This is a genomic window from Aeromonas sp. 600724, assembly GCF_049175135.1.
GTDB lineage: Bacteria > Pseudomonadota > Gammaproteobacteria > Enterobacterales > Aeromonadaceae > Aeromonas > Aeromonas veronii_A.
Map to the genome: position 1 here is coordinate 66,100 of NZ_JAAKUM010000012.1, position 26,623 is coordinate 92,722.

17 protein-coding genes are annotated in these 26,623 nt (G+C 58.3%); 9 read left to right on the top strand and 8 right to left on the bottom strand.

The features are described from left to right. Positions 1-113 precede the first annotated feature (113 nt). On the bottom strand, positions 114-1,700 hold the full coding sequence (locus tag G5168_RS12565) for an EAL domain-containing protein (RefSeq protein ID WP_005355079.1): 1,587 nt from the start codon (positions 1,698-1,700) through the stop codon (positions 114-116). Positions 1,701-2,277: 577 nt separating this feature from the next. Here G5168_RS12565 and G5168_RS12570 point away from each other — a divergent pair. Continuing rightward, positions 2,278-4,695: a GH92 family glycosyl hydrolase gene (locus G5168_RS12570; RefSeq protein ID WP_216954456.1), complete on the top strand. Its 2,418-nt coding sequence runs from the start codon at positions 2,278-2,280 to the stop codon at positions 4,693-4,695. A 107-nt stretch (positions 4,696-4,802) separates the two neighbouring features. Here the strand turns inward: G5168_RS12570 and acnB are convergent, their stop codons facing one another. Beyond that, complete coding sequence (acnB, locus tag G5168_RS12575; protein ID WP_005355080.1) at positions 4,803-7,400, bottom strand: bifunctional aconitate hydratase 2/2-methylisocitrate dehydratase; 2,598 nt, start codon at positions 7,398-7,400, stop codon at positions 4,803-4,805. Positions 7,401-7,629: 229 nt separating this feature from the next. Next, positions 7,630-9,885 (bottom strand): patatin-like phospholipase family protein, encoded by a 2,256-nt coding sequence (locus G5168_RS12580; protein ID WP_227342969.1) that lies wholly within the window; start codon positions 9,883-9,885, stop codon positions 7,630-7,632. A gap of 234 nt (positions 9,886-10,119) precedes the next feature. On the opposite strand from G5168_RS12580, the gene G5168_RS12585 reads away from it, so the two are divergent. Next, the gene (locus G5168_RS12585) at positions 10,120-12,030 is read left to right on the top strand and encodes a methyl-accepting chemotaxis protein (protein ID WP_227341831.1); all 1,911 of its coding nucleotides are present in this window, start codon (positions 10,120-10,122) and stop codon (positions 12,028-12,030) included. Between the two features lie 143 nt (positions 12,031-12,173). After that, positions 12,174-12,356, top strand: coding sequence for a hypothetical protein (locus G5168_RS12590; protein ID WP_216952195.1), 183 nt, complete (start codon positions 12,174-12,176; stop codon positions 12,354-12,356). Positions 12,357-12,425: 69 nt separating this feature from the next. Here G5168_RS12590 and lpdA read toward each other — a convergent pair whose 3' ends face one another. The 5 genes from lpdA to ampD all read right to left on the bottom strand — a co-directional run bounded on the left by lpdA (position 12,426) and on the right by ampD (position 20,369). Further along, a complete protein-coding gene (lpdA, locus tag G5168_RS12595; protein ID WP_005341659.1) occupies positions 12,426-13,853 on the bottom strand; it encodes a dihydrolipoyl dehydrogenase in 1,428 nt (475 codons plus the stop codon). 148 nt (positions 13,854-14,001) lie between these two features. After that, entirely contained in the window at positions 14,002-15,891 is a 1,890-nt protein-coding gene (gene aceF, locus G5168_RS12600) for a pyruvate dehydrogenase complex dihydrolipoyllysine-residue acetyltransferase (protein WP_216952196.1), read from the bottom strand. A 119-nt stretch (positions 15,892-16,010) separates the two neighbouring features. After that, on the bottom strand, positions 16,011-18,671 hold the full coding sequence (gene aceE, locus G5168_RS12605; RefSeq protein WP_227341830.1) for a pyruvate dehydrogenase (acetyl-transferring), homodimeric type: 2,661 nt from the start codon (positions 18,669-18,671) through the stop codon (positions 16,011-16,013). 79 nt (positions 18,672-18,750) lie between these two features. Beyond that, on the bottom strand, positions 18,751-19,515 hold the full coding sequence (gene pdhR, locus G5168_RS12610; RefSeq protein WP_005336127.1) for a pyruvate dehydrogenase complex transcriptional repressor PdhR: 765 nt from the start codon (positions 19,513-19,515) through the stop codon (positions 18,751-18,753). 278 nt (positions 19,516-19,793) lie between these two features. Further along, entirely contained in the window at positions 19,794-20,369 is a 576-nt protein-coding gene (gene ampD, locus G5168_RS12615) for a 1,6-anhydro-N-acetylmuramyl-L-alanine amidase AmpD (protein WP_421231503.1), read from the bottom strand. 130 nt (positions 20,370-20,499) lie between these two features. Between ampD and G5168_RS12620 the strand changes: the two genes are divergently transcribed. The 6 genes from G5168_RS12620 to G5168_RS12645 all read left to right on the top strand — a co-directional run bounded on the left by G5168_RS12620 (position 20,500) and on the right by G5168_RS12645 (position 26,611). After that, on the top strand, positions 20,500-20,970 hold the full coding sequence (locus tag G5168_RS12620; RefSeq protein ID WP_005336129.1) for a retropepsin-like aspartic protease family protein: 471 nt from the start codon (positions 20,500-20,502) through the stop codon (positions 20,968-20,970). Positions 20,971-20,973: 3 nt separating this feature from the next. After that, positions 20,974-21,849, top strand: a complete 876-nt coding sequence (nadC, locus tag G5168_RS12625) for a carboxylating nicotinate-nucleotide diphosphorylase (RefSeq protein ID WP_421252297.1) — start codon at positions 20,974-20,976, stop codon at positions 21,847-21,849. A gap of 314 nt (positions 21,850-22,163) precedes the next feature. Next, positions 22,164-22,601: a pilin gene (locus G5168_RS12630; RefSeq protein WP_421252298.1), complete on the top strand. Its 438-nt coding sequence runs from the start codon at positions 22,164-22,166 to the stop codon at positions 22,599-22,601. Next, a complete protein-coding gene (tapB, locus tag G5168_RS12635) occupies positions 22,601-24,307 on the top strand; it encodes a PilB family type IVa pilus assembly ATPase TapB (RefSeq protein ID WP_416034850.1) in 1,707 nt (568 codons plus the stop codon). Before G5168_RS12630 ends, tapB begins: the two co-directional genes overlap by 1 nt. 129 nt (positions 24,308-24,436) lie before the next feature. After that, the gene (locus G5168_RS12640; RefSeq protein WP_227341827.1) at positions 24,437-25,678 is read left to right on the top strand and encodes a type II secretion system F family protein; all 1,242 of its coding nucleotides are present in this window, start codon (positions 24,437-24,439) and stop codon (positions 25,676-25,678) included. 60 nt (positions 25,679-25,738) lie between these two features. Beyond that, positions 25,739-26,611, top strand: a complete 873-nt coding sequence (locus tag G5168_RS12645; RefSeq protein ID WP_421252299.1) for a prepilin peptidase — start codon at positions 25,739-25,741, stop codon at positions 26,609-26,611. Positions 26,612-26,623 lie beyond the last annotated feature (12 nt).

Consider the following 26,623-nt stretch of genomic DNA (forward strand, 5'->3'; position numbering starts at 1 on the left):
AAAGCGAGCCACAAGGCATGAAAAACAAGCCCCTGCACTCGAGGGGGGATAGGGAGAGAGCACTTCCCTACCCTGCCAGACAGGAGCGTGTCCGCCCGTCTGTCACCGATAGATCAGGTGGCGTTCGGGATGCCTCGTACCCCATCTGGCTGGCGGGTCTGCGCCTCTTCCGGCAGCAGCTCCTCACAGAACTGGCGCAGCGGCATGGGGCGGGCAAACAGGTACCCCTGCAGATAGTCGACCCCTTTGGCCCTGAGGTAGTCAGCCTGACGCTCGCTCTCCACCCCTTCCGCCACCAGCGCCAGACCGAGCCGGGTCGCCAGATCGATCACGTTGTCCACGATATGTTCCGAGAGCGACTCGGTACCGATGCGGGCGATAAAGGATTTGTCGATCTTGAGGTAATCCACATGAAACTGCTGCAGGTAAGCCAGGCTGGAGTGGCCGGTACCAAAGTCGTCGATGGCGAGTTTTACCCCCATCTCGTCCAGCTGGCGGAACAGGGAGAGGGTCTGGGGATCTGACATCAGCAGCTCCCGCTCGGTCAACTCCAACACCAGTACCACCTTGCCGGGGAGGAAGTGACCGAGGAAGGCGCGGCACTCGGCCAGCAGGGCAAAATCGTGGCAATGAGCCGCGCTGATGTTGAAGCTGATATGAAACCCATCGGGCAACTGCTCCTGAGAGCGGTTCAACCGTGTCGCGACCTGCTTCATGATATGGGTGGTCATGGGGACGATCAGTCCCGACTCCTCCGCTTGCGGGATAAAGAGATCGGGCCGGATCACCCCTTCATTGACATGCTCCCAGCGCATCAGCACCTCGGCGCCCATCATCTTGCCGTCGTGGCTGGCAATCAGCGGCTGCAGGTAGGGAACAAACTCCCTGGCCCGCAGGGCTCGTCGCAACTCATCTGTTGGCGAGCCGGGCCGCCCCAGCACCCACCACACCAGCCAGGCCAGCAAAAGCGAGGAAACCGCCAGCCACGACAGCGCCACATGCCGCGCGGCCCACAGCGACTTCCAGTAGACCGGCATGGCATAACCGGCATGGATGGTGAAAGGATAATGGGATGAGGTGAGGGCCTGGCTGATCCCGCGATGGAGGGTGGGCGCCTCGCTCAGATAACGGCCAGACTCATTGAGCCAGGCCGACCCCACCTGCAGATAGAGCGCACTGGATTTTCCGCTCATGGAGAGCATGAAGCTGAGCTGGGTGCTGTCGATGGCGCTCAAGGCGGCATCCTTGCCCTGCTCGGTGCGCACCACCAGCAGCGGGTGATTTTGCCGCACCCGGTTGCCACTCATCAGCAGCAGCTTGCGGCCGGTGTAGATGGAGCCGTCATCGGCATCATTGGCCTCACCAAACAGCGAGGTGCAATTGATGATGCCGTTTCGCACCAGATTGACCGAACGCAGGAAGGGCTCGATGGCGACCTTCTTGCGCAGCACCAGCAGATTGTCGCGACAGGGGGCATTCACCAGAGGCAGCACAGAGCGGTTGGCCTGCTCCGCATGATCCAGCATCGACTCCATCAGGGTTCTGGCCTTGTGGGCCGAGGCGCTGGATTCCGCTTTCAGCTCCTGCACATAATTGCTGTGGATGAGCCAAGCTCCCACCAGCAGCGGCAGGGTAAAGACCAGCAAGGCACCGCCGAAGCGTAACCCGGTTCGGGAGAGATCGATCCTGAACAGAAACATAAAGAACCACGCCGCAATTCGTCGGGCCAGCCCGCACAAGCCAAAGAAAAAAGAAGTTAACTCACACCGATAGCAAAGCACTATTTTCGCGACCGGTCATAACCAGACAACATAACGTAAAGCGTGTATAAAACGAACTATAAGGTTTACTCAGGAATGAACGCTGCAGCAAAAGGCCCCGAACGGTTCAAACTCATCTGACGCATCTTCTGCTCTTGCAATCCATTTCCCAACCGTCCCGCAGCAAAGGTTAACTACTTGCCGGAAAGGTTCACTCTGCCAGTTGGAAATAACCTAGAAAAACCTTCCTGAATAGCATTGGTGATCTAATTCACACTACTGAATAACCATCATAATAATCCAGTAAATGCAACATAATTAATCTACTCGTTCAATCAACACACTCTTAATATCAACTCACCAAAACAAAGAACATCAAATGATGATATTTGCCAACCATTAAACTCACCTGTAGATATTGGAATCCTATCCATAACCACATCAACCGTTGCCAAATATTGGCGAAGAAAGATATTGCACAATCATAAATGATATAACCTTACCAAGGAGTCAGGTCATGAAAAGTAAACTAACGCCACTGGTCATAGCTCTCACCATAGCACTATCTGGCTGTGATAGTGATTCGACCACCATTTCTGACAACGTTCGTCCGACACCTGATAAATCGCTCATCCGGTATATAAACCCATTGATCGGCACCGGTGCAGATGGCCATACCTTTCCAGGAGCCGTCTACCCGGGTGGGCTGGTGCAGCTCTCCCCTGATACAGAGATGGAGGGGTGGGGCTCTGCGGCAGGTTATTTTGACCATGGCAAGCGATCAGATATTCCAGTTTATGGCTTCTCTCACACCCATTTGTCAGGCACTGGCATTACTGATCTTGGTGATATTCTAGTTTTGCCGTTTACCGATAAAAACGACACTACTTACAACACATTTGACAAATCCAATGAACAAGCAGAGGCGGGCTACTACTCCGTCATTCTTAACAATGGAAAAATCAAGGCAGAGTTAACAACGTCAGCCCGGGTTGGATATCACAAATATACCTTCACCAAAGGCAGCACCCCTGCAATTAAAATCGACCTTGATCATACCCTGAATAAGAGCTGGGGTAATCGTACCACTATTGGTGATATCGAGTTTGTCGATGAATACACCATTCGCGGCAAGCGCAGTTCGGATGGCTGGGCCAATAACCAGCACATCTATTTCTACGCAAAATTCAGCCAGCCAGTGGTCAAAGCCAGCATCGTTGTCGATGGCGTAACAACCGAAACGACCTTGACACAGGATGCATTCAGGGGAACTAAAACCATCGCATATCTGACTTTCAGCCCCAGTGAACAACCACTCGAGCTGAAGGTCGGGATCTCCCCCACCGGGGTTGAAGGGGCACAGAAAAATCTGGAAACCGAGGTGCCGGGTTGGGGTTTCGAGGAGCAGGTAGCCAGCAACCAGCAGGCTTGGCATGGCGAGCTGGAAAAAGTGAAAGTGAGGGGGGGCACTCAGACTCAAAAAGAGATCTTCTACACCGCCATGTATCACTCTCAAATTGCACCGATGATCTTCCAGGATGTGGATGGCAAGTACCGCGCCATGCGCACTCAGGAGATCAAGGATGCCGGGGCCATCCCCAACTACTCCGTCTACTCCATGTGGGACACCTTCCGGGCCCAGCATCCGCTGCAGACCATCATCAATCCCCGCAAAGCAGAGGAGTATGTCAACGACCTGATCCGCAAGTACAAAGATGGCGGCATTCTGCCCAAGTGGGAGCTGCACGGTCACTACACAGGCACCATGATAGGCTTTCCTGCTATCTCCATCATCGCGGATGCCATGGCCAAGGGCCTGAATGTGGATCCCCAGGAGGCGTTGGAGGCTGCCGAATTTACCGCTCGCTATCACAAAAAGGAGGAGTTCCCCGACTGGACCGAAGACCAAAACATCGGCGCAGCCAGCATTGCCCAGCTCGAGGTTTATGAGCAGAACGGCTATGTACACTGGGGATATTGGAACTCCGCCTCCTACACTCTGGAGTTTGCCTATGGTGACTGGGCTCTCTCGGAAATCGCTCGTATGGCGGGCAACAACAAGGTTCAGCAGGAGTTTCTCAAACGCTCGGACAACTACCTGTACCACTGGGATGCCAAGACTGGTTTCTTCCGCCCCAAAAACCACCCTGACAGCTGGAACCCGCACCGCCCGGCAAGTCAATTCAATCAGCCAGTCGATGAAAAATCACCTGACTGCAAGCTGGAAATGGTCAACAAGCCGGATGGTACCAGCGTAGAGATGCGCGTCTGTCCGCTATTGCCGTTTGATCCCTACTATGTGGACGAGTTCGCCTACACCGAGGGCAACAGCTGGCAATGGAAATTCCAGCCACTGCATGCCTTCCAGTGGCTCAAACAGGAAGTGGGTGGAGAAAAGGGTCTGCGCGAGGATCTCGATGAACTATTCAATGCCCGCTCATCAAACACCGGGGAGGTCTTGCCTGATCTGACTGGCTATATCGGCCAGTACATGCATGGCAATGAACCATCCCACCATATCCCCTACCTCTACAACATGACCGATGAACCGTGGAAAACTCAGGAGTATCTCGATCGGATCATGAACGAGTTCTATACCACCAAGCCAACGGGCCTGATCGGCAACGAAGACGTGGGGCAGATGTCAGCCTGGTACATCATGTCGGCCATGGGGTTCTATCAGGTGACCCCTGCCTCCCTGCACTACAGCATCGGCCGCCCACTGTTCGATGAGGTGACGATCGCGGTGAAGGACGGGACCTTCAGGATCACCGCCGACAACAACAGCCCTCACAACAAGTACGTGAAGTCTGTCACCATCAACGACAAGCCGCTATCGGGGGATCTGACCTTCGAGCACAGCGAGATCAGGGCCGGAGGGGAACTTCACTTCGTTATGACTGGTGACAAGAGAGAGGCGATGACCCGACTCTAACCGTCCGTATGAATGCAAGATCCCCATAAATGAAAAATGCCGCGTAGCTACGCGGCATTTTTATTGGCCTACACAGAGCCCCTGAAAGGGCTCTCTCTGCCATTCACTCAGACAGCTTGTTGCAGGATCACCGCATCGGCCTTCTTGGTGTAGGAGGCGATCTCGTTGAAGTTGAGGTAGCGGTAAGTATCTGCCGCAGTGGCATCGAGCGCCTTGGCGTACTGCAGGTACTCCGCCACGGTCGGGATCTTGCCGAGGATGGCGGCAACGGCGGCCAGCTCTGCTGAGGCCAGATAGACGTTGGCACCTTTACCCAGACGGTTCGGGAAGTTACGGGTGGAGGTAGAAACCACGGAGGCCCCTTCCGCTACCCGCGCCTGGTTGCCCATGCAGAGGGAGCAGCCCGGGATCTCGATGCGGGCACCGACGCGACCAAAGATGCCGTAGTAGCCCTCTTCGGTCAGCTGATCCTTGTCCATCTTGGTGGGCGGTGCGATCCACATACGGGTCGGCAGCTCGCCCTGATACTTCTCGAGCAGTTTGCCGGCGGCACGGAAGTGACCGATGTTGGTCATACAGGAACCGATGAACACCTCGTCGATCTTGTCGCCAGCCACGTCGCTCAGCAGACGGGCATCGTCCGGATCGTTCGGCGCACACAGGATCGGCTCCTTGATGGTGGCCAGATCGATCTCGATGATTTCGGCGTACTCGGCATCCTTGTCCGCTTCCATCAGGGTCGGGTTGGCCAGCCACTCTTCCATCCCCTTGATGCGACGGGTGATGGTGCGCACGTCACCGTAGCCTTCGGAGAGCATCCATTTCAGCATCACGATGTTGGACTTCAGATACTCGATAATCGGCTCTTTATCCAGCTTGATGGTGCAACCGGCAGCGGAGCGCTCGGCGCTGGCGTCCGCCAGTTCGAATGCCTGTTCCACTTTCAGGGTCGGCAGACCTTCGATCTCGAGGATGCGACCGGAGAAGATGTTCTTCTTGCCCGCTTTCTCGACGGTCAGCAGCCCTTTCTGGATGGCGGCGTAGGGGATGGCATGGACCAGATCACGCAGGGTGATGCCCGGCTGCAGCTCGCCCTTGAAGCGCACCAGCACGGATTCCGGCATGTCCAGCGGCATCACGCCGGTAGCGGCGGCGAAAGCCACCAGACCGGAGCCCGCCGGGAAGGAGATGCCGATGGGGAAACGGGTGTGGGAGTCACCACCGGTACCCACGGTATCCGGCAGCAGCATGCGGTTCAGCCAGGAGTGGATGACGCCGTCACCCGGACGCAAGCTCACACCGCCGCGGTTCATGATGAAGTCCGGGAGGGTGTGGTGGGTCTGTACGTCGATGGGCTTGGGATAGGCCGCTGTGTGGCAGAAGGACTGCATGGTCAGATCGGCGGAGAAGCCGAGGCAGGCCAGATCTTTGAGCTCGTCGCGGGTCATCGGGCCCGTGGTGTCCTGGGAGCCGACCGTAGTCATCTTGGGCTCGCAGTAAGTGCCCGGGCGAATGCCCTTCACGCCGCACGCCTTGCCCACCATCTTCTGGGCCAGGGTGAAGCCTTTACCGGTATCGGCCACCGGCTGCGGGCGACGGAATACGGTAGAGAACGGCAGCCCCAGCGCTTCGCGGGCCTTGTCGGTCAGGCCGCGGCCGATGATCAGCGGGATACGGCCACCGGCGCGCACTTCGTCGATCAGCACGTCGGTTTTCAGTTCAAACTGCGCCAGCACCTGTTCGGTGCCGTGTTTGCAGATCTTGCCGGCATAGGGGTAGATGTCGATCACATCGCCCATTTCCAGCTTGGAGACGTCCACTTCGATAGGGAGTGCGCCGGCATCTTCCATGGTGTTGAAGAAGATCGGGGCAATCTTGCCACCCAGACAGACACCGCCAGCGCGCTTGTTCGGCACGAACGGAATGTCGTCACCCATAAACCAGAGCACCGAGTTGGTGGCGGATTTACGGGAAGAACCGGTACCGACCACGTCACCCACATAGGCCAGCGGGAAACCTTTCTCTTTCAGGGCATCGATGGTCTTGATGGGGCCGACGGCGCCATCCTTGTCCGGGGTAATGCCGGGACGGGCGTTTTTCAGCATCGCCAGCGCGTGCAACGGAATGTCCGGGCGGGACCAGGCGTCCGGTGCCGGAGAGAGGTCGTCGGTGTTGGTTTCGCCAGTCACCTTGAACACGGTGACGGTGATCTTCTCGGCCAGCTCCGGGCGGGAGAGGAACCATTCGGCATCAGCCCAGGACTGCATCACCTGTTTGGCGTGGACATTGCCCGCCTTGGCCTTCTCTTCCACGTCGTGGAAGGAGTCAAACATCAGCAGGGTGTGGGAGAGCCCCTTGGCGGCAAGCGGCGCCAGGGTGGCGTGATCCAGCAGGTCGATCAGCGGTTGAATGTTGTAACCACCCTGCATGGTGCCCAGCAGTTCAACGGCTTCGGCGGCAGTCAGGATGGGAGAGTGGGCTTCGCCCTTGGCGACGGCGGTGAGGAAACCGGCTTTGACATAGGCCGCTTCATCAACACCGGGGGGAATACGGGAGGACAACAGCTCTTTCAGAAAGTCTTCTTCGCCAGCGGGCGGGTTCTTGAGCAGCTCAACCAGGGCGGCGACCTGCTCTGCATCCAGAGGTTTGGCAACCACGCCCTCGGCGGCACGTTCTGCGACGTGTTTACGATATGTTTCAAGCACGACTAATTCCTCTTTGGTCTTTTTTTGGGGTTCGCCCAGGCTCGCGGCGATCGTCCTTGCGGGACACCCCGTAGGGTGCTCCCCACTATATAAGTTTTAACGACTAATTAAAATCCAAACCCTGTTTGCTTATTCACCACAAAATCGTAACCAATTAAACAGACTGGTGTTTTTTGAAAATTAATTGAACACCCTCAACCAGAGTTAACAAATTGGCATCATTTCGGCATTATTCGAACGTACTGCCCAATTGCAGATAGAAGACGTCATTGCCCCCCTCCGCCATGCCGTAGCCGAGGAACACAGGGCCGAGGAAGCTCTCCACCCCGACATAAACCGACCCGGCGGTAAACGAGCTCTCCAGACTGATATCCTCCCCCTTGTTCCAGACCCCGCCCTGCTCCAGAGATCCGCCCAGATAGAGCGGCATCTTGAGGGCACCGAAGTCATTGTCTGCCACCCGATAGATGTAACGCAGGCCACCAAACAGGCTGTAGCGACCGCTCAGCTGGTAGCGCTGGAAACCTGAGAGGCGGAACAGCCCGCCCAGATCCTGAATATGCAGTGGCACCACCTCTTCACTGCCCGAGCCACCCCCTTCGAGGATCAGGTTGAGGCTGTGCCTGTCCCATGACCAGGGCTTGATCATGGAGAGTTGATAATTCCAGCCTTCACTGCGGCCATCTGCCGACTCGAGTCCATCCACACTGACGTGGGAGTGGCCCAGTTTCATATCCCACTTCACCCCCTGATAGGGGAAATAGCGGCTATCCAGATTGTCGTGTTCAAAGCGGACATAGGGGCCCCACGCCGTGGCATCCCCTTGCAGCTCTTTGAAGTTTTTGATCTCGATACTGCCCGTCTGCCCTTCCAGCCCCATAGACAGGCGGCTCCAGGGCTGACGATTCCAGCCGACCGCCAGATCGGCGCTGAAGAAGGAGTACTCGGTATCGAGATAGGTAAATATCGGTTCGTCCGGATCCGGATTAAAGAGGCTTCTCTGGGTCTGGTCATAGGCCAGGCTCGCCTCGCCATAGAAGGTCTGGGAGGGCTCCAGCGGTGTATAGAAGTCGGTCTTGATATGTTTGGCCGTGCCCAGTGATGCCTCGGTCAACCACTCGGCCCCCCACTCGTTGACGTTGGTGAGGGTGTAGGACATGCCGACGTTGTAGTTGGAGGTATTCTCGAAGTCATCGGTGAAACCGAACTGGAAGTTGAGGTAACCAGGCCCCCAGTTCTTCTCGCTGGCATCCACTACCAGCACGTTCTCCCCATCGCGCTCCTCCACTTCATAGGTGATGCGGTCAAACGACTCCAGCGCATAGAGGCGGCGAATGCCAGCCTCCAGACTCTCGTTGGTCTGGATCTTGTCCGGCCGAACCTTCAGCATGGCGTGCACCGTCTCGTCGGAGAGGCGCGACTTGTTGATGATCTCCACCTTGTCGATGAAGTAGGCGGGTTGACCACTTCGCTCGGCACGGCGGCTCAGCTTCTGGTTGCGATAGGCGTTGTACTGCGCCTTGGTGAGCGACAGCTTATCGAGTTGCAGCGACGCCTTGTACGCCGCCGCCTCACCCATTTTGATCCCCTCCGGCATGCGGGCAAAGTCGGCGATCCCCATATCGCCAAACTCGGGAGCGATCAGTATGTCTTTCGGCCCCATCAGCGCCTTCTGCTTGTCGGTACCCACCTGGGTCATGTAGGTGGTGAGCTGGTCGATCATCGCCAACCCTGACTTGAGTGATTCACGGGTACGCAGCTTGGCACCGATATCCACCGCGATCACCACGTCGGCCCCCATTGCCTTGGCGACATCCACCGGCATGTTGTTGACGCTACCGCCGTCCGCCAGGATGTGCCCCTCCCACTCCACCGGCTTGAGGGCACCGGGAATGGACATGGAGGCCTGCATTGCCTTGGCCAGGCTGCCGTGATCCAGCACAAAGGGGGTGACCGTCTCCATGTCGGTCGCCATGGCGCGGTAGGGAATGGGGAGATCGTCGAAGCTCTCCTGTACCGGCAGGTTGGAGGTGGCCCCCCGCAGCAGGCTGGCCATGGATTGGCCCTGGAAAAAACCGTCCGGCAGCTGGGTGGTGTCGCCATTCACCCCGATATCGGTGCGCAGCTGATACTGCTCGTTCTGCTGCTTTTTACGCAACGACAGCTCGTCGCGGCCCACCTTGTCCTGATAGCCCTTGTTCCAGTCGATGGCCAGGGTAGTGCGCTCCACCTCCTCGGCACTGAGCCCCATGGCGTACATCCCCGCCACATAAGAGCCCATGCTGGTGCCGACTATGATGTCGACCGGAATCCGTTTCTGCTCCAGCACCTTGAGGATGCCGATATGGGCCGATCCCTTGGCACCGCCGCCGCTGAGCACCACCGCAATTTTCGGGCGCTCCCCCTGTGCCGCCACAGCCAGCAGCGGGCAGGCCGCCAGCATCACCAAAAGCAGACGGGTCCATCCCGCACCTAAGCTGCGCATCATATTTTCCATATTATTCAGAGGGTCAGTCACCAAGGATGGCCTCTACTATAAGGGGCCCGGCAGTTAGCGCAACCGTCAATCCGCCTCCCGCCTGTGCTGCATGGCGAAGGGGCGAGTCGCCGCCCCTGTGAGCGCAAACGTAATCCGCAAATAAAGGGCTGCAAGCCTCATGGGTAGCGCCGCGCTGCCGCTAATATGAGCGTCGTCAATCTCAACCTTTTGAGCACCTTTATGCTGGCAACCCTCACTCTTAAACAGAAAATACTGGCCACGGTCACCCTGGCCGTGGTCGTCTCCTGCCTGCTGGTAGGCTACTTCAGTCAACGCTCGGCCCAGCAACTGATCGAAAACCGGATGTTCGAGCAGGAGCTCCCCAACCTGACCCAGCGGATCAGCAAGGAGATTGAACAGGATCTCCACGGCATCGCCCAGGCCGCCCGCCAACTGGCCACCGACCGCTTCATTCTCGACTGGGTGGATCGGGGCATGCCCAAAGAGCAGGAGCCGATCCTCATCAACCAGCTCAAGGATGTGGCCAACCAGTATGGTCTGGTGACCGCCTCCTTCGCCGATCGCCAGACCGCAGCCTACTACAACCAGGATGGCTTTCTGCGCAACCTGACCCCAGCGCAGGACGCCTGGTTCTATGACTACACCAAGAGCCAGAAGGAGATGACCCTCAGCATCTTCCGCGAGAGCAACGGCGAGGTGAAGCTGTTCGTCAACTTCCAGCAGCTCAACGGGCGCGGGCTGGCCGGCTTTGCCAAATCCCTCGATACCATGGTGACCATGGTTTCCAACTTCCGGCTGGAAGAGAGCGGCATCGTCTTTATGGTCGATGGCAGCGGCAAGGTGAAGCTGCACCCCGAGGCCAACCGTATCGAGCGTGATACCCTTAGCAACATTGCCAGCGGTGATACAGGCAGCCTGCTGGCCAAACGCCCCTTTGCCGTCATCAACGCCGAGGTAAATGGCGAGCCCATGGTACTGGCCAGCAGCTATATCCCGCTGCTCGACTGGTATCTGGTGGCCCAGGTGCCAGAAGCCGAGATCTATGCCGAACTGGATCAGACCCGCAACGAGATCCTGATGATTTCGCTGGTGATTGCGCTGGCCATGGGGCTGATGGGGATGCTGTTGGCAGGCTCGGTCAGCCGCCCGCTCAACGAGCTGGCCCGCCTGTTCAAGGAGCTGGGCAGCGGCGATGGGGATCTTACCCAGCGCCTCAAGGTGGAAGGACGTGACGAGCTGAGTCAGGTCGCCACCGGCTTCAACAACTTCGTCGCCAAGATCCACGGCTCCATCGAGCAGGTAGCGGAGAACTCCCGCCAGCTCGCGGCCACCGCCAACGAGGTGGCCAACAAGGCGCAGCTGACCCAGCACAACTGTACTGCCCAGCGTGACCGCACCGTGCAGGTGGCCACCGCTATCCACGAAATGGGGGCCACGGTGAGCGAGATCGCCGGTAACGCTTCGCTGGCAGCCGAAGTAGCCAGACAGGCCAACGATCAGGCCGATGCGGGTGCGGTAGTGGTGGCGCAGGCGCGCCACGGCATCGTCGACCTCTCCGGCGAGATTGAGCAGGTGGCAGGGGTTATCGAGTCGCTGGCGAGCCAGACCGACTCCATCGGCAGTATCCTCGAAACCATCCGCAGCATCTCGGAGCAGACCAACCTGCTGGCATTGAACGCCGCCATCGAGGCCGCTCGCGCCGGTGAACAGGGTCGCGGTTTCGCCGTGGTAGCAGATGAAGTGCGTAACCTCGCCAACCGCTCCGCCGCCTCGACCGCCGAGATCCAGGGGATGATCAACCGCTTGCAGGAGCAGAGTGCCCGCGCGGTCAGCGCCATGGCGCAGGGGCGCAACCAGAGTCTGGAGGTAGTGAGCCAGGCCGATGAGGCCAACGCAGCCCTCGGACAGATCACCGCGCACATCACCCAGATCAACGACATGAATATCCAGGTCGCCACCGCCACCGAGGAGCAGTCCAGCGTGGTCGGCGAGATCAACCGCAACGTGGAAGATATCAACCAGCTCACCATGGAGACCGCCGATATCGCCCACCAGCTGACCGAATCGAGCCGCAGCCTGCAGCAGCTCTCCGGTCAGCTGGACAAGCTGGTTGGCAACTTCCGGCTGTAGTCTGCATCCCACTTATGAAGACTCACCAGAGGGCGCTGCGGCACCCTCTGTCATAGCCACGGCAAACGGTGACGCACGGCCATTCAACCGCCGTTATGCGGCTCTCGAAATGCCTCATAATCAGGGAAATATGAGGAGGAGTTATGGGCAAACTGATAGTGATGGTGTTGCTGGGAGGAGTGCTCAGCGCCTGCAGCAACGGGCCGGTGCGGGTACACGGCGCCGACGTGAGCGTAGACGATACCCGGATCCGGGTCAGTGACGGCAGTGGTGGCGGTTATGGCACCTTCTGCCCGCCCGGTCAGGCCAAGAAGGGGCGCTGCTAACCTCTTAGCCAAACCCCGAAAACAAAAAGCCGCTCAAATGAGCGGCTTTTTCATGAAGATGGCAGAAGATTACTTTTTCTTCTTGGCCTTGGCGTTCGGCAGGTCGGTGATGGAGCCTTCGAACACTTCGGCAGCCAGACCCACGGACTCGTGCAGAGTCGGGTGAGCGTGGATGGTCAGCGCGATATCTTCGGCGTCAGCCCCCATCTCGATGGCCAGACCGATTTCACCCAGCAGTTCACCACCGTTGGTACCCACGATGGCACCACCGATGACGCGGCCGCTCTCCTTGTCGAAGATCAGCTTGGTCATACCGTCGGAGCAGTCGGACGCAATGGCGCGACCGGAAGCAGCCCACGGGAAGGTGGCGACTTCGAAGTTCAGGCCCTGTTGCTTGGCTTCCTTCTCGGTCAGACCAACCCATGCCATCTCTGGCTCGGTGTAGGCGATGGACGGGATCACTTTCGGGTCGAAGTAGTGCTTCTTGCCGGCGATAACTTCAGCGGCAACGTGACCTTCGTGCACACCTTTGTGTGCCAGCATCGGCTGGCCCACGATGTCACCGATGGCGTGGATGTGCGCCACGTTGGTACGCAGCTGCTTGTCCACCTCGATGAAACCGCGTTCGGTCACGGCAACGCCAGCTTTCTCGGCATCCAGCATCTTGCCGTTCGGCACACGGCCTACGGCAACCAGCACGTTGTCGTAACGAACCGGCTCGGCCGGGGCGTGTTTGCCTTCATAGGAGACGTACAGGCCGTCTTCGCGCGCTTCAACTGCGGTGACCTTGGTCTCCAGCATGATGTTGAATTTCTTGGCCACACGCTTGGTATAGATCTTGACGATGTCTTTGTCGGCAGCCGGAACCAGCTGGTCGGCAAATTCCACCACGTCGATCTCGGAACCCAGAGAGGAGTAAACGGTACCCATCTCCAGACCGATGATGCCGCCACCGATAACCAGCAGTTTGCCAGGAACGGTTTTCAGCTCCAGCGCATCGGTAGAGTCCCATACGCGCGGGTCATCGTGGGGAATGAACGGCAGCTTCACCGGACGGGAACCGGCCGCGATGATGGCGTTGTCGAAGGTCACGGTGGTTTTGCCGTCTTCCCCGGTCACTTCGAGCGTGTTCGGGCCGGTAAATTTACCCAAGCCGTTAACAACCTGAACTTTACGCATCTTGGCCATGCCAGCCAGACCGCCGGTCAGCTGGTTGATAACCTTCTCTTTCCACAGACGGATCTTGTCGATGTCGGTCTGCGGGGCACCGAAGACAATGCCGTGCTCGGCCAGCGCCTTGGCTTCTTCAATCACTTTGGCAACGTGCAGCAGCGCCTTGGAGGGGATGCAGCCCACGTTCAGGCAGACGCCACCCAGGGTGGAGTAACGCTCGACGATAATAGTATCCAGACCCAGATCGGCTGCACGGAAAGCAGCGGAATAACCGGCAGGGCCAGCACCCAGTACTACGACCTGGGTTTTGATTTCTTTACTCATCATGACCTCTTTGTCGTTCTTATATCCCCGGACAGCGCAGTCTTATACCGAAACGGGTGGCTGCAGCCGTGAAAAAAACGGGGCAAGTTTACGATCATGTTAATGAAATGAGAAGTAAAAAGGGCAGGCTCTGGGCCCGCCCTCTCACTTACAGGACCAGTCGACGAATGTCGGACAGCACGCCGTTCATGGTGGTGATGAAGCGAGCCCCATCGGCACCATCGATCACGCGGTGGTCGTAGCTCAGAGCCAGCGGCAGCATCAGGCGCGGCGCGAACTCTTTGCCGTTCCACTTCGGCTTCATCTCGGACTTGGAAACACCGAGGATGGCCACTTCCGGCGCGTTGACGATCGGGGTAAAGCTGGTACCGCCGATGCCACCCAGGCTGGAGATGGTGAAGCAACCGCCCTGCATGTCGGCAGCGGTCAGCTTGCCGGCACGGGCCTTCTTGGAGATCTCGGCCAGATCGCGAGACAGCTCCATGATGCCCTTCTTGTTAACATCGCGCACCACGGGCACAACCAGACCGTTGGGGGTATCTACCGCCACACCGATGTGGATGTACTTCTTCATGATCAGCTTGCTGCCATCTTCGGACAGGGAGCTGCAGAAGCGCGGGTGGGCTTCCAGCGCCTTGGCGGCGGCTTTCAGGATGAACACCAGCGGGGTGATCTTCACGTCTGCCTTCTGCTTCTCGAGCATCGCATTCTGCTCTTTGCGGAACGCTTCCAGCTCGGTGGTATCGGCTTCGTCGAACTGGGTGACATGAGGGATCATGACCCAGTTGCGGTGCAGGTTCGGACCGGAGATCTTCTGGATGCGGGTCAGCTCGACCTCTTCCACATCACCGAACTTGCTGAAGTCTACTTTCGGCCACGGCAGTACGCCCAGACCGTTGCCACCGGCTACGCCGGCAGAGGCAGGAGCGGACTCGGCACGCTTGATGGCATCCTTCACGTAGGCTTGCACGTCTTCTTTGACGATGCGGCCCTTGCGACCGGAGGCTTTCACCTTGGCCAGGTTGACGCCGAACTCGCGCGCCAGACGGCGTACCGCCGGAGAGGCGTGTACATAAGCGTCGTTGGCAACGAAATCGGTCGCAGCGGCAGCAGCCTGAGCAACCGGAGCCGAAGCAGCAGTAACAGGGGCAGCGGCGACCGGAGCGGCAGCTTGAGCAACCGGCGCGGCAGCAGGAGCTGCGCCAGCCACTTCGAATACCATGATCAGGGAACCGGTGGAGACCTTGTCACCCGCCTTCACCTTGATCTCTTTGACCACACCGGCGAACGGCGCAGGCACTTCCATGGAGGCCTTGTCACCTTCCACGGCGATCAGGGACTGGTCAGCTTCAACCTTGTCACCCACGGCAACCATGATCTCGGTGACTTCCACTTCGTCGCCACCGATATCCGGTACGTTGACCTCTTTGGCAGCGGCGGCAACCGGGGCAGCAGCCACGGGCGCGGCAGCTTGAGCCGGAGCAGCAACGGCAGCAGGCGCAGCGCCAGCCACTTCAAATACCATCACCAGAGAACCGGTAGAGACCTTGGCACCAGCGGCAACCTTGATCTCGACCACGCGACCGGCAAACGGCGCTGGCACTTCCATGGAGGCCTTGTCACCTTCCACGGCAATGATGGACTGGTCGGCTTCAACCATGTCGCCCACGGCAACCATGATTTCAGTCACGTCCACTTCGTCGTCACCGATGTCCGGTACGTGCACATCTTTGCGCACGGCAGCGGCAGGTGCGGCGGCCGGAGCAGCGGCAGCCGGTGCAGCCACTTCAGCAGGGGCGGCAGCGCCTTCGGCTTCGAAGATCATGATCTGGGAACCGGTGGCAACCTTGTCGCCTACCTTGATCAGGATCTCTTTAACGATACCGGCAGACGGGGCCGGTACTTCCATGGAGGCCTTGTCGCCTTCTACCGCGATGATGGACTGGTCCAGCTCGACCTTGTCACCCACGGCCACCATAATCTCGGTGACTTCAACTTCATCGGCGCCGATATCCGGCACCATAATCTGTTTGGACATTGTGCTTTATCCTCTTGCGTCGATCCGCGTGACTGGCTGATGCCGCCACGCACATCTCGCGTTAACCGTTTTAAATCCTGGCAGGGTCACGCCGCATGACGGCGCGACCCTTGATCCACTTACGCGTACAGCGGGTTGACCTTGTCGGCATCGATGCCGTACTTGGCGATGGCGTCGGCCACAACCTGCTTGTCTACCTCGCCGCGCTTGGCCAGTTCGGTCAGAGCAGCAACCACCACGTAGAACTCGTTCACTTCGAAGTGACGACGCAGGTTGGCACGGCTGTCGGAACGGCCGTAGCCGTCGGTACCCAGCACGCGGTAGTTCTCGGTCGGAACGAAGGCGCGAACCTGATCGGCGAAGGACTTCATGTAGTCGGTCGCAGCGATGGTGGCTTCGGAACCCAGTACCTGAGCGATGTAGGGAACACGCGCTTCAGAGGTCGGGTGCAGCATGTTCCAGCGATCCGCGTCCTGACCGTCACGGGCCAGCTCGTTGAAGGAGGTGACGCTGAACACATCGGAACCGATGCCGTACTCGCTGGCCAGGATCTGGGCAGCCTTGCGCACGTGCCCCAGGATGGAACCACAACCCAGCAGCTGAACTTTCGCCTTGGCACCGGCGACGGATTCCAGCTTGTAGATACCCTTGCGGATGCCTTCCTCGGCGCCTTCCGGCATGGCCGGCATGGCGTAGTTCTCGTTCAGGGTGGTGATGTAGTAGAACACGTTCTCCGGGTTCTCACCGTACATGCGGCGCAGGCCGTCCTGTACGATCACCGCCACTTCATAGGCATAGGACGGGTCGTAAGAGATGCAGTTCGGAATGGTGTTCGCCAGGATGTGGCTGTGACCATCTTCGTGCTGCAGACCTTCGCCGTTCAGGGTAGTACGACCGGAGGTTGCACCCAGCAGGAAGCCACGGGCTTGCTGGTCACCGGCTGCCCACGCCATGTCGCCGATCCGCTGGAAGCCGAACATGGAGTAGTAGATGTAGAACGGGATCATCGGGCAATCGTTGGTGCTGTAAGAGGTCGCAGCAGCCAGCCAGGAGGACATGGCGCCCAGCTCGTTGATACCGTCTTGCAGAACCTGACCCTGCTTGTCTTCCTTGTAGTAGGAGACGATGTCGCGGTCTTGCGGGGTGTACTGCTGACCGTGCGGGCTGTAGATACCGATCTGGCGGAACAGACCTTCCATACCGAAGGTACGGGCTTCGTCAGCGAGGATCGGAACGATGCGCTTGCCGATGGACTTGTCTTTCAGCATCACGTTCAGGGAACGCACGAACGCCATGGTGGTGGAGATTTCGCGCGCTTGCTCGCCCAACAGCGGGCCGAAGGCATCCAGCGCCGGGATTTCCAGCTTGGTGGTGCTTTCGCGCAGACGGGTCGGCAGATAGCCTTTCAGGGCTGCACGACGAGCATGCAGGTACTTGTGCTCTTCACTGCCCTCTTCGATCTTCAGGTACGGCAGATCGGCCAGCTGCTCGTCGGCCACCGGCAGGTTGAAGCGGTCACGCAGGTGACGCACGGAGTCCAGCTCCATCTTCTTGACCTGGTGAGCGATGTTCTTGCCTTCGGCCGCTTCACCCATACCGTAACCCTTGATGGTCTTGGCCAGAATAACGGTCGGCTTGCCCTTGGTCTGGGTCGCCTTGTTGAATGCAGCGAACAGTTTGCGAGGATCGTGACCACCGCGGTTCAGAGCGAAGATCTCCTCGTCGGTCATGTCTTTGACCAGCGCGGCAGTTTCCGGATAACGGTTGAAGAAGTGCTCGCGGATGTAGCCACCGTCGCGGGACTTCATGGTCTGGTAGTCACCGTCCACGGTCTCGTTCATCAGCTGGATCAGCTTGCCGGAAGTGTCTTTCTTCAGCAGCTCATCCCACTTGCGACCCCAGATCACCTTGGTGACATCCCAACCGGCGCCAGCGAACAGGCCTTCCAGCTCGTTGATGACCTTGCCGTTACCGACAACCGGACCATCCAGACGCTGCAGGTTGCAGTTGACCACGAACACCAGGTTGTCGAGCTTTTCACGCACGGCAACAGTCAGGGCACCCTTGGCTTCCGGCTCGTCCATCTCGCCGTCACCCAGGAAGGCGTAAACGGTCTGCTCGGAGCAATCCTTGATACCACGGTCGGTCAGGTACTTCAGGAAGCGAGCCTGATAGATGGCGGCGATGGGGCCCAGACCCATGGAGACGGTCGGGAACTGCCAGAAGTCCGGCATCAGTTTCGGGTGCGGATAGGAAGGGATACCCTTGCCGTCCACTTCCTGACGGAAGTTGTCCAGCTGCTCTTCGGTCAGACGACCTTCAGCAAAGGCGCGAGCATAGATGCCCGGAGAGATGTGACCCTGGAAGTAAACCAGATCACCACCATCCTTCTCGTTGCGAGCACGGAAGAAGTGGTTGAAACAGACATCATAGATGGTCGCAGAAGAAGCGAAGGAAGACATGTGACCACCCAGGTCCAGGTCTTTCTTGGACGCGCGCAGCACGATCATCATGGCGTTCCAGCGGATGATGGCGCGAATGCGGCGTTCCATCTCCAGGTCACCCGGGTAGTCCGGCTCGTCGCTGGACGGGATGGTGTTGATGTAATCGCGATTTGCCTTGGCAGCCACGTCCACACCGCTTACGCGGGCTTTCTCGGCCAACTGTTCAAGGATGAACTGAGCGCGTTGCGGACCCTCTTCACGCAGCAGGGATTCCAGAGAGGCAAGCCACTCCAGCGTTTCTATCGGGTCCACATCGTTCTTCAGGATATCAGACATGGCTGGTTCCTATGTTGTTGTGATTGCACGGCATTGCACGGCGAAGGGCGCAAGCATTCGACAATAAAGCCTTGTGGGATTAGTTTTCCTGCTGACGGATCCGACGCATGGATCGCTGGATCCGGCTGTCTTCCCTCTGCATATCCAACAAGGTGTCCTCGATAAAGGCCAGATGCTCATGACAAGCTGTTCTGGCCCGCTCCGGAGCCCCCGAAAGAATAGCCTCGATCAGATTCGCGCGATGGCGACGTATCTTGGCTACCACTCCCGGGCGGCGATTCAAAATCTCGTTATTCTGCAGAATGTTCTGTTCGAGCATCGGGCTCATGGCCCGCAGCAGGTGCAGCAGCACCACGTTGTGGGACGCCTCGGCCACCGCCAGATAGAACTGGGTCACGGCTGCCGATTCGGCCACCAGCGAGCCCAGCTGGCCCGCCTCTTCGATAGTGGTTTGCACCTGACGAATACGCTCGAAATCAGACCCGGTTCCCCGCAAGGCCGCGTAGTAGGCACAGATGCCTTCCAGCGCGTGGCGAAACTCCAGCAGGTCATACTGGGCTTCCGGGTGGGTACTGAGCAGTTCGAACAGAGGATCGGCGATCCCCTTGCTCAGGGCATTCTGCACATAAGTGCCGCCGCCCTGACGGCGATAAAGCAATCCGCGCGCTTCCAGTCGCTGGATGGCTTCGCGCAGGGAGGGGCGCGATACCTGAAACTGGATGGCGAGTTCCCGCTCGGGAGGCAATTTCTGTCCCGGCTGCAGGCTGCCTTCCAGAATCATCTGTTCCAGCTCGGCGACAATGGAGTCGGCCAACTTGGGTTGCGTAATCTTGCGATAGGGCATGAGGCTACTTTGTTAAATTGGTATTACCAATTTCATGGATGGGGCGAAAATTAGCAGAGGCCTTTTGAAAAGTCCACTCAAAAGATGATCTGAGTCAAGAATCAGCCCTGCCACTTAAGAGGTAAAACAGGGGAAACATGATTTAGCTCATAGAAAATGGTCTGACCAATATTCTTGACTTCGCTCACAAATAACATTTGCGCAACCAGAGACAAAAATGGCCTGCCAGATAGGCAAGCCATTGATTTTAAAATCCAAACTAAATTTGAATATTTACTTTAGCTGTTTAGTAGTTGCCGGTAGTAATCCCACTGGAAACTGGCTCCGGGATCCGTCTTGCGCCCTGGCGCGATGTCGCAATGGCCGACAATTTTTTCGTGGGTGATGGCCGGATAGCGCTCCGAGATGGCTCGGGTGAGCCCCACGAGCGCCCGGTATTGAGCCTCGGTATAGGGGGTCTCGTCGGTCCCTTCCAGCTCGATGCCGATGGAGAAGTCATTGCATGCCTCCCTCCCCTGCCAGCTCGATACTCCCGCATGCCAGGCGCGCGCGCCAAACGGCACATACTGCACCAGCTCGCCATCACGGCGGATCAGGCAGTGGGCCGAGACTCGCAGCTGATGGATACCGGCAAAATAGGGGTGAGCCTCAGGGTCGAGTCGCCCCATAAAGAGATCGTCGATAAAGGGGCCACCAAACTCCCCCGGCGGCAGGCTGATGCCATGCACCACCAGCAGGGAGATATCATCTGGCGCTGCCCGTTCGTTGTAATGGGGAGAAGGCACCCGGCGCGCCTGCTGGCACCAGCCTGCGGCATCGATAGAGAAACAAGGTTGCGAAGCGAGTTGAGTCATCGGCTACTCGAGTTGGCTGATAAATGGCGAGAAAACGAAGATACCTGATAGGCAACCCGGCACCAACTCACTGAATCAATGGGAAGTGGTATGTTAGGCTGAGTCATCTTCCGCTCGATATGGATGGAGTATGCAGCACACGGCTCGCTGGATGTGGTTACTGGCCTGGCTCTCTTTGATGGGCCTGCTGACCCTCTATTTTCACTCCCGCAACCAACCAAGTGTCACTGCCAGCGGCGAGCTGTTGCTGCGGGCCGACCAGAGCGGCCACTATCGTCTGGAGGGTGCCATCAACGGCCAGCCGGTGCAACTGCTGCTCGATACCGGCGCAACCCGCATCACCATTCCGCAGCAGGTTGCCGAGCGGCTCGGCCTGACCGCTTATGGCAGCAGCCAGGTCAATACTGCCGCGGGACAGATCCGGGTCGGCAACGGCACCATCGAAACACTGGCGATGGGGCCATTGACCTTGTACGATCTGGCCATCTTTATCAATCCGGCGGCAGACGGTGACGAAGTGCTGGTTGGCATGAACGCCCTCGGTCGGCTGGAGCTGGTTCAAAAGGAGCGGCAACTGCTGCTCAGACCCTTGCAGGAATAAGGCATGTTTCAACAGGATGTCAGCCGCGCCGTGCGCGCCGCACTACTCGAAGATCTGGGCGATGCCCTCACCACGCTGGACCAACCTGACGCCAGCGCCGATATCACCGCCCAGCTGATCCCGGCGGATCGGATGGCCAGCGCCCGGGTCATCACCCGTGAGGCCGGTGTGTTCTGCGGCCAGCCCTGGGTGGATGAAGTCTTCCTGCAACTGAAGGCCCAGCTCGGTGGGGAAGTGAAGGTGGAGTGGCTGGTGCAGGATGGCGAAGTGCTCTCCCCCAATCAGGAGCTGTTCCGCCTCCATGGCCCTGCCCGCCTGCTGCTGACCGGCGAACGCAATGCGCTGAACTTTGTCCAGACCCTCTCCGGCGTCGCCACCCTCACCGCCCGCTATGTGGCAGAGCTGGAGGGCACTGACTGCCGCCTGCTCGACACCCGCAAAACCATCCCCGGGCTGCGCACCGCCCAGAAGTACGCAGTCACCTGCGGTGGTGGCAAGAATCACCGCATCGGTCTCTACGACGCCTACCTCATCAAAGAGAACCATATCCTCGCCTGTGGCGGCATTGCCGAAGCGATCAATGAGGCTCGTCATCTCAATCCGGGCAAACCGGTGGAGGTGGAAGTGGAATCACTGGCAGAACTGAAGCAGGCGCTGGCGGCAAAGGCCGATATCGTGATGCTCGACAACTTCGACGTGACCATGATGCGAGAAGCGGTCGCCATCAATCAGGGCCGCGCCAAGCTGGAGGTCTCCGGCAATGTGACCCTCGACACTCTGGCCGAGTTTGCCGCCACCGGCGTCGATTTTATCTCGGTCGGGGCACTGACCAAGCATGTGCGGGCACTCGATCTCTCCATGCGCTTTATCCAACAGTGAGACGCCCCCCACAGGCTTGAGCAAACACTCGATATAACCGGACAAACAACTTGCAAAAGGCGCCAGAGGCGCCTTTTCTTTATGCAGGATCCCTCGGCAAAGGAGTGTACAGACGGACCCTAATTCGGCCATAGAAAGAGTCATAGGAGGCCACTTCTTTTATGACACGCATCAAGTTTTTGCTAAATGAAAGAAGTGTGATTAACAAAATGGACAATCTCTGTTGCCACCCCTGACAGCTCGGATAAGATACTGACGTGCAGATGATTTTCCACCGGCACTTCCCAGGAACCAAGGATAAAAGGATATTTTCCATGAACAGCAAAATGAAGAAACAATCAGGCTTTACCCTTATTGAATTGATGATCGTGGTCGCGATCGTTGCCATTCTGGCCGCCGTCGCGCTGCCGGCGTATCAGAACTACACCAAAAAAGCCAAAATGACTGAGGTTGCTGCCGCAACCGGCGCATTTAAAACACAAGTGGAGCTATGTGCACAGACAAAAGGAACATGTACGTTAGCAGATATCACTGCTGCATCTGGTGGGGTTAGTACTCAAGGCAACATAACCACTACTGTTGCCGTGAATGCAAACGTGTTTACAATTACTTCTGCACCGAAAGATGGTACGGTTTTATCACCTCTTGCCACAAGCGATACTGTTGTATTAACCAGTACAGTAACAACAACACCACCTGTTACTTGGACTATGACTTGTCCTAACTCTGGTGACTACTGCCCTGTCAAATAATGACCTCTAGCCCTAATAGCGGCCTGGCGTTAAGCCTGGCCGCCTCTTCACTGATCAGTGAAGAGGATTCCCAGCGCTATCTGAGCCAGGCCAAGGCCCAGCGCAAACCCTTTGTGACCTTTCTGATAGAAAACGACATCCTCGACAGCAAGGCGCTCGCCGATTTTTGCGAGCTGGAGTATGGGGTACCTCTGCTGGATCTTGCCGCCTTCGATTTGGCCGAGATCCCGCAGAAGTACCTCAATCAGAAGCTGATTGAGAAGCACCACGTCCTGCCCATCTATACCCAGGGCCACACCCTCTATATCGCCATGTCGGATCCGACCAATGTCTCGGCCCTTGAGGACTTCGGCTTCAGCTTCGGGCTCCATACCGAGGCGCTGCTGGTGGAGGAGAACAAGCTCACCGCCGCCATCGGCAAGCTGCTGGAGAGCGAAAACGACGCCCTCGGCATGGAGGATATCGACGAGGCCGAGATCTCCGACCTCGAGGTAAGCGACGAGAACAGCCGGCTGGACGAGAGCGTCAATACCGCCGATGACGACGCCCCCATCGTCAAGTACATCAACAAGATCCTGATGGATGCCATCAAGCGCGGTGCCTCCGACCTGCACTTCGAGCCCTATGAGTTCAAATATCGGGTGCGCTTTCGCATCGACGGGATTCTGCACGAAATCGCAACCCCGCCGGTCAATCTGGCCAACCGCTTCTCTGCCCGCCTCAAGGTGATGGCGCGGCTCGATATCGCCGAGCGGCGGCTGCCGCAGGATGGCCGCATCAAATTGAAGCTATCGCGCAACAAGTCTATGGATATGCGGGTCAACACCCTGCCCACCATGTGGGGGGAGAAGATCGTTATCCGTCTGCTCGACTCCTCGGCGGCCCGCCTCAATATCGAGCAGCTTGGCTTTGACGACCGCCAGAAGGCACAGTACCTGCGAGCCCTCTCGAAACCGCAGGGGATGATACTGGTCACCGGCCCCACCGGCTCGGGCAAGACGGTCTCGCTCTATACCGGCCTCAATATTCTCAACACCACCGAGGTAAACATCTCCACCGCCGAAGATCCGGTGGAGATCAATCTGCCGGGCGTCAACCAGGTACAGGTCAACCCCAAGGCGGGGCTCACCTTTGCCAGCGCTCTGCGCTCCTTCTTGCGGCAAGATCCGGATGTGGTGATGGTGGGGGAGATACGGGATCTCGAAACCGCCGAGATCGCCATCAAGGCGGCACAAACCGGCCACCTGGTGCTCTCAACCCTGCATACCAACTCGGCTGCCGAAACCCTGACCCGGATGATGAATATGGGGGTGCCCGCCTTCAATATTGCCTCTTCGGTCACCCTGATCATGGCCCAGCGGCTGGCCCGCAAGCTTTGCGACCACTGCAAGGCGCCGGAGGTAGTGCCGGAAGCCGAGCTGCTGGAACTGGGTTTTACCCCACAGCAGCTGGCAGCCGGCTTGCGACTGTTCAAACCGGTTGGTTGCAAGGAGTGTTCCGGTGGCTACAAGGGGCGAGTCGGCATCTACGAAATCATGCTAATGTCGGAAAATATCGCAAAATTGATCATGCAGGGGGCCAACTCCCTGCAAATTGCGGCGATTGCCCAGAAAGAGGGCATGCGCACCCTGCGCACCTCGGGACTGGAGAAGGCACGGCTCGGTGTCACCAGCCTGGCCGAGGTCAACCGGGTCACCACCAATTAAACCTCGCCAAGATGCGAGCAAGATGATCTACCAGCAAGCGACCAGATGGTGCCAAGCCGTTTGAGGATATTTATCAGGTCAGATGGTTCAGGGGCTCCCTGACCATCCGCCCAATTGCAGGATGCAAAGATGGCAACCCTAACGAAAAAGAACAACACCCCGAAAAAAGTCTTCGCCTTCCGCTGGCACGGGGTCAATCGCAAGGGGCAGAAGGTCTCCGGCGAGCTGCAGGCTGACAGCATCAATACCGTCAAGGCGGAGCTGCGCAAGCAGGGGGTAAACGTCACCAAGGTGGCCAAAAAATCCCAGGGGCTCTTCTCCAAGGGCGGCGCCAAGATCAAGCCGATGGATATCGCGATTATCTCCCGCCAGATCACCACCATGCTCTCCGCTGGCGTACCGCTGGTGCAAAGCCTGCAGATCATCGCCCGCAGCCACGAGAAAGCCGCCATGCGCGAGCTGATGGGTGAGATCGCCTCCGATGTTGAGACCGGAACCCCCATGTCGGAGGCGTTGCGCCGCCATCCCCGCCATTTTGACGATCTCTACTGCGATCTGGTTGAGGCGGGGGAGCAATCCGGTGCGCTGGAGACCATCTACGACCGTATCGCCACCTATCGGGAAAAGTCGGAAGCGCTCAAGTCGAAGATCAAGAAGGCCATGTTCTATCCCACCATGGTTATTCTGGTGGCCATAGTGGTGACTTCCATCCTGCTGCTGTTCGTCATCCCCCAGTTCGAGGATATCTTCAAGAGCTTTGGCGCCGAGCTGCCGGTGTTCACCCAGTTTGTCATCGGCATCTCACGCTTTATGCAGAACTGGTGGTATGTCTTCTTCGGCGGAGCTGCGCTCGCCATTTTCCTCTATGTACGCGCCTGGCGCGCCTCCCAGAAGGTAAGGGACAATACCGACAAGTTTGTGCTCACCATCCCGGTGGTCGGTATGATCCTGCACAAGGCGGCCATGGCCCGCTTTGCCCGCACACTCTCAACCACTTTCTCGGCCGGTATCCCGCTGGTGGATGCACTCATCTCGGCGGCCGGAGCCTCCGGCAACTATGTCTATCGCACCGCCGTTATGGCCATTCGCAACGAGGTGGTGGCCGGTATGCAGATCAACGTGGCAATGCGCACCGTCGATCTCTTCCCAGACATGGTGATCCAGATGGTGATGATCGGCGAGGAGTCCGGCGCTATCGATGATATGCTCTCCAAGGTTGCCACCATCTTCGAGCAAGAGGTGGACGACCTGGTCGATGGCCTTACCAGCCTGCTGGAACCCCTCATCATGGTGGTGCTCGGGGTGCTGGTCGGCGGCATGGTTATCGCCATGTACCTGCCCATTTTCAAACTTGGCGACGTGGTGGGTTGATTCATCAGGGCATGGAGCCAAAGCCATGCCCTTCACTCATTCAATAACTGACGGTTGGTTATGACACTTCTTCTCGAGCTGGCTCACGGCTTGCCATGGATCTTTTTTTCGCTGGTTTTTATCTTTTCCCTGATGATCGGCAGTTTCCTCAACGTAGTGATCCACCGCCTGCCCATCATGCTGGAGCGAGAGTGGCAGGCCGAGTATCGCAGCTACTTCTCCCCCGACGAAGAGGCCATCGCACCAGAGCGCTACAACCTGATGGTACCGCGCTCCGCATGTCCTCACTGTGGTCACCCCATTACCGCCATCGAGAACATTCCGCTGATGAGCTGGCTCTGGCTCAAGGGGCGTTGCCGCGACTGTCAGGCGCCCATCTCGGCCCGCTATCCGCTGGTAGAGCTGATAACAGCCCTGCTCTCGGTGGCCGTTGCCATGGTCATAACGCCGGGCTGGGGCACACTGGGCGCCCTGCTGCTGACTTGGGTATTGGTGGCCCTCACCTTTATCGATCTCGACAAGATGTTGCTGCCAGATCAGCTCACCCTGCCCCTGCTGTGGGGCGGTCTGCTGTTCAATCTGGCAGGTGGCTTCGTACCGCTGGCGGATGCCGTGATTGGCGCCATGGTCGGCTATCTGGTGCTCTGGAGCCTCTACTGGGCCTTCAAGCTGCTCACCGGCAAGGAGGGGATGGGCTATGGCGACTTCAAGCTGCTGGCGGCGCTGGGTGCCTGGCTCGGCTGGCAGGCGCTGCCGATCATATTGCTGCTCTCATCCCTGGTCGGCGCCGTGATCGGCATCAGCCTGATCGCCTTGCACAAACACCATCAGGGCAAGCCCATCCCCTTCGGCCCCTACCTCGCCATCGCGGGCTGGATTGCCCTGCTGTGGGGCGATACCATCACCAACTGGTATCTCTCTACCCTGCTTTGAGCAAGAGGCCCC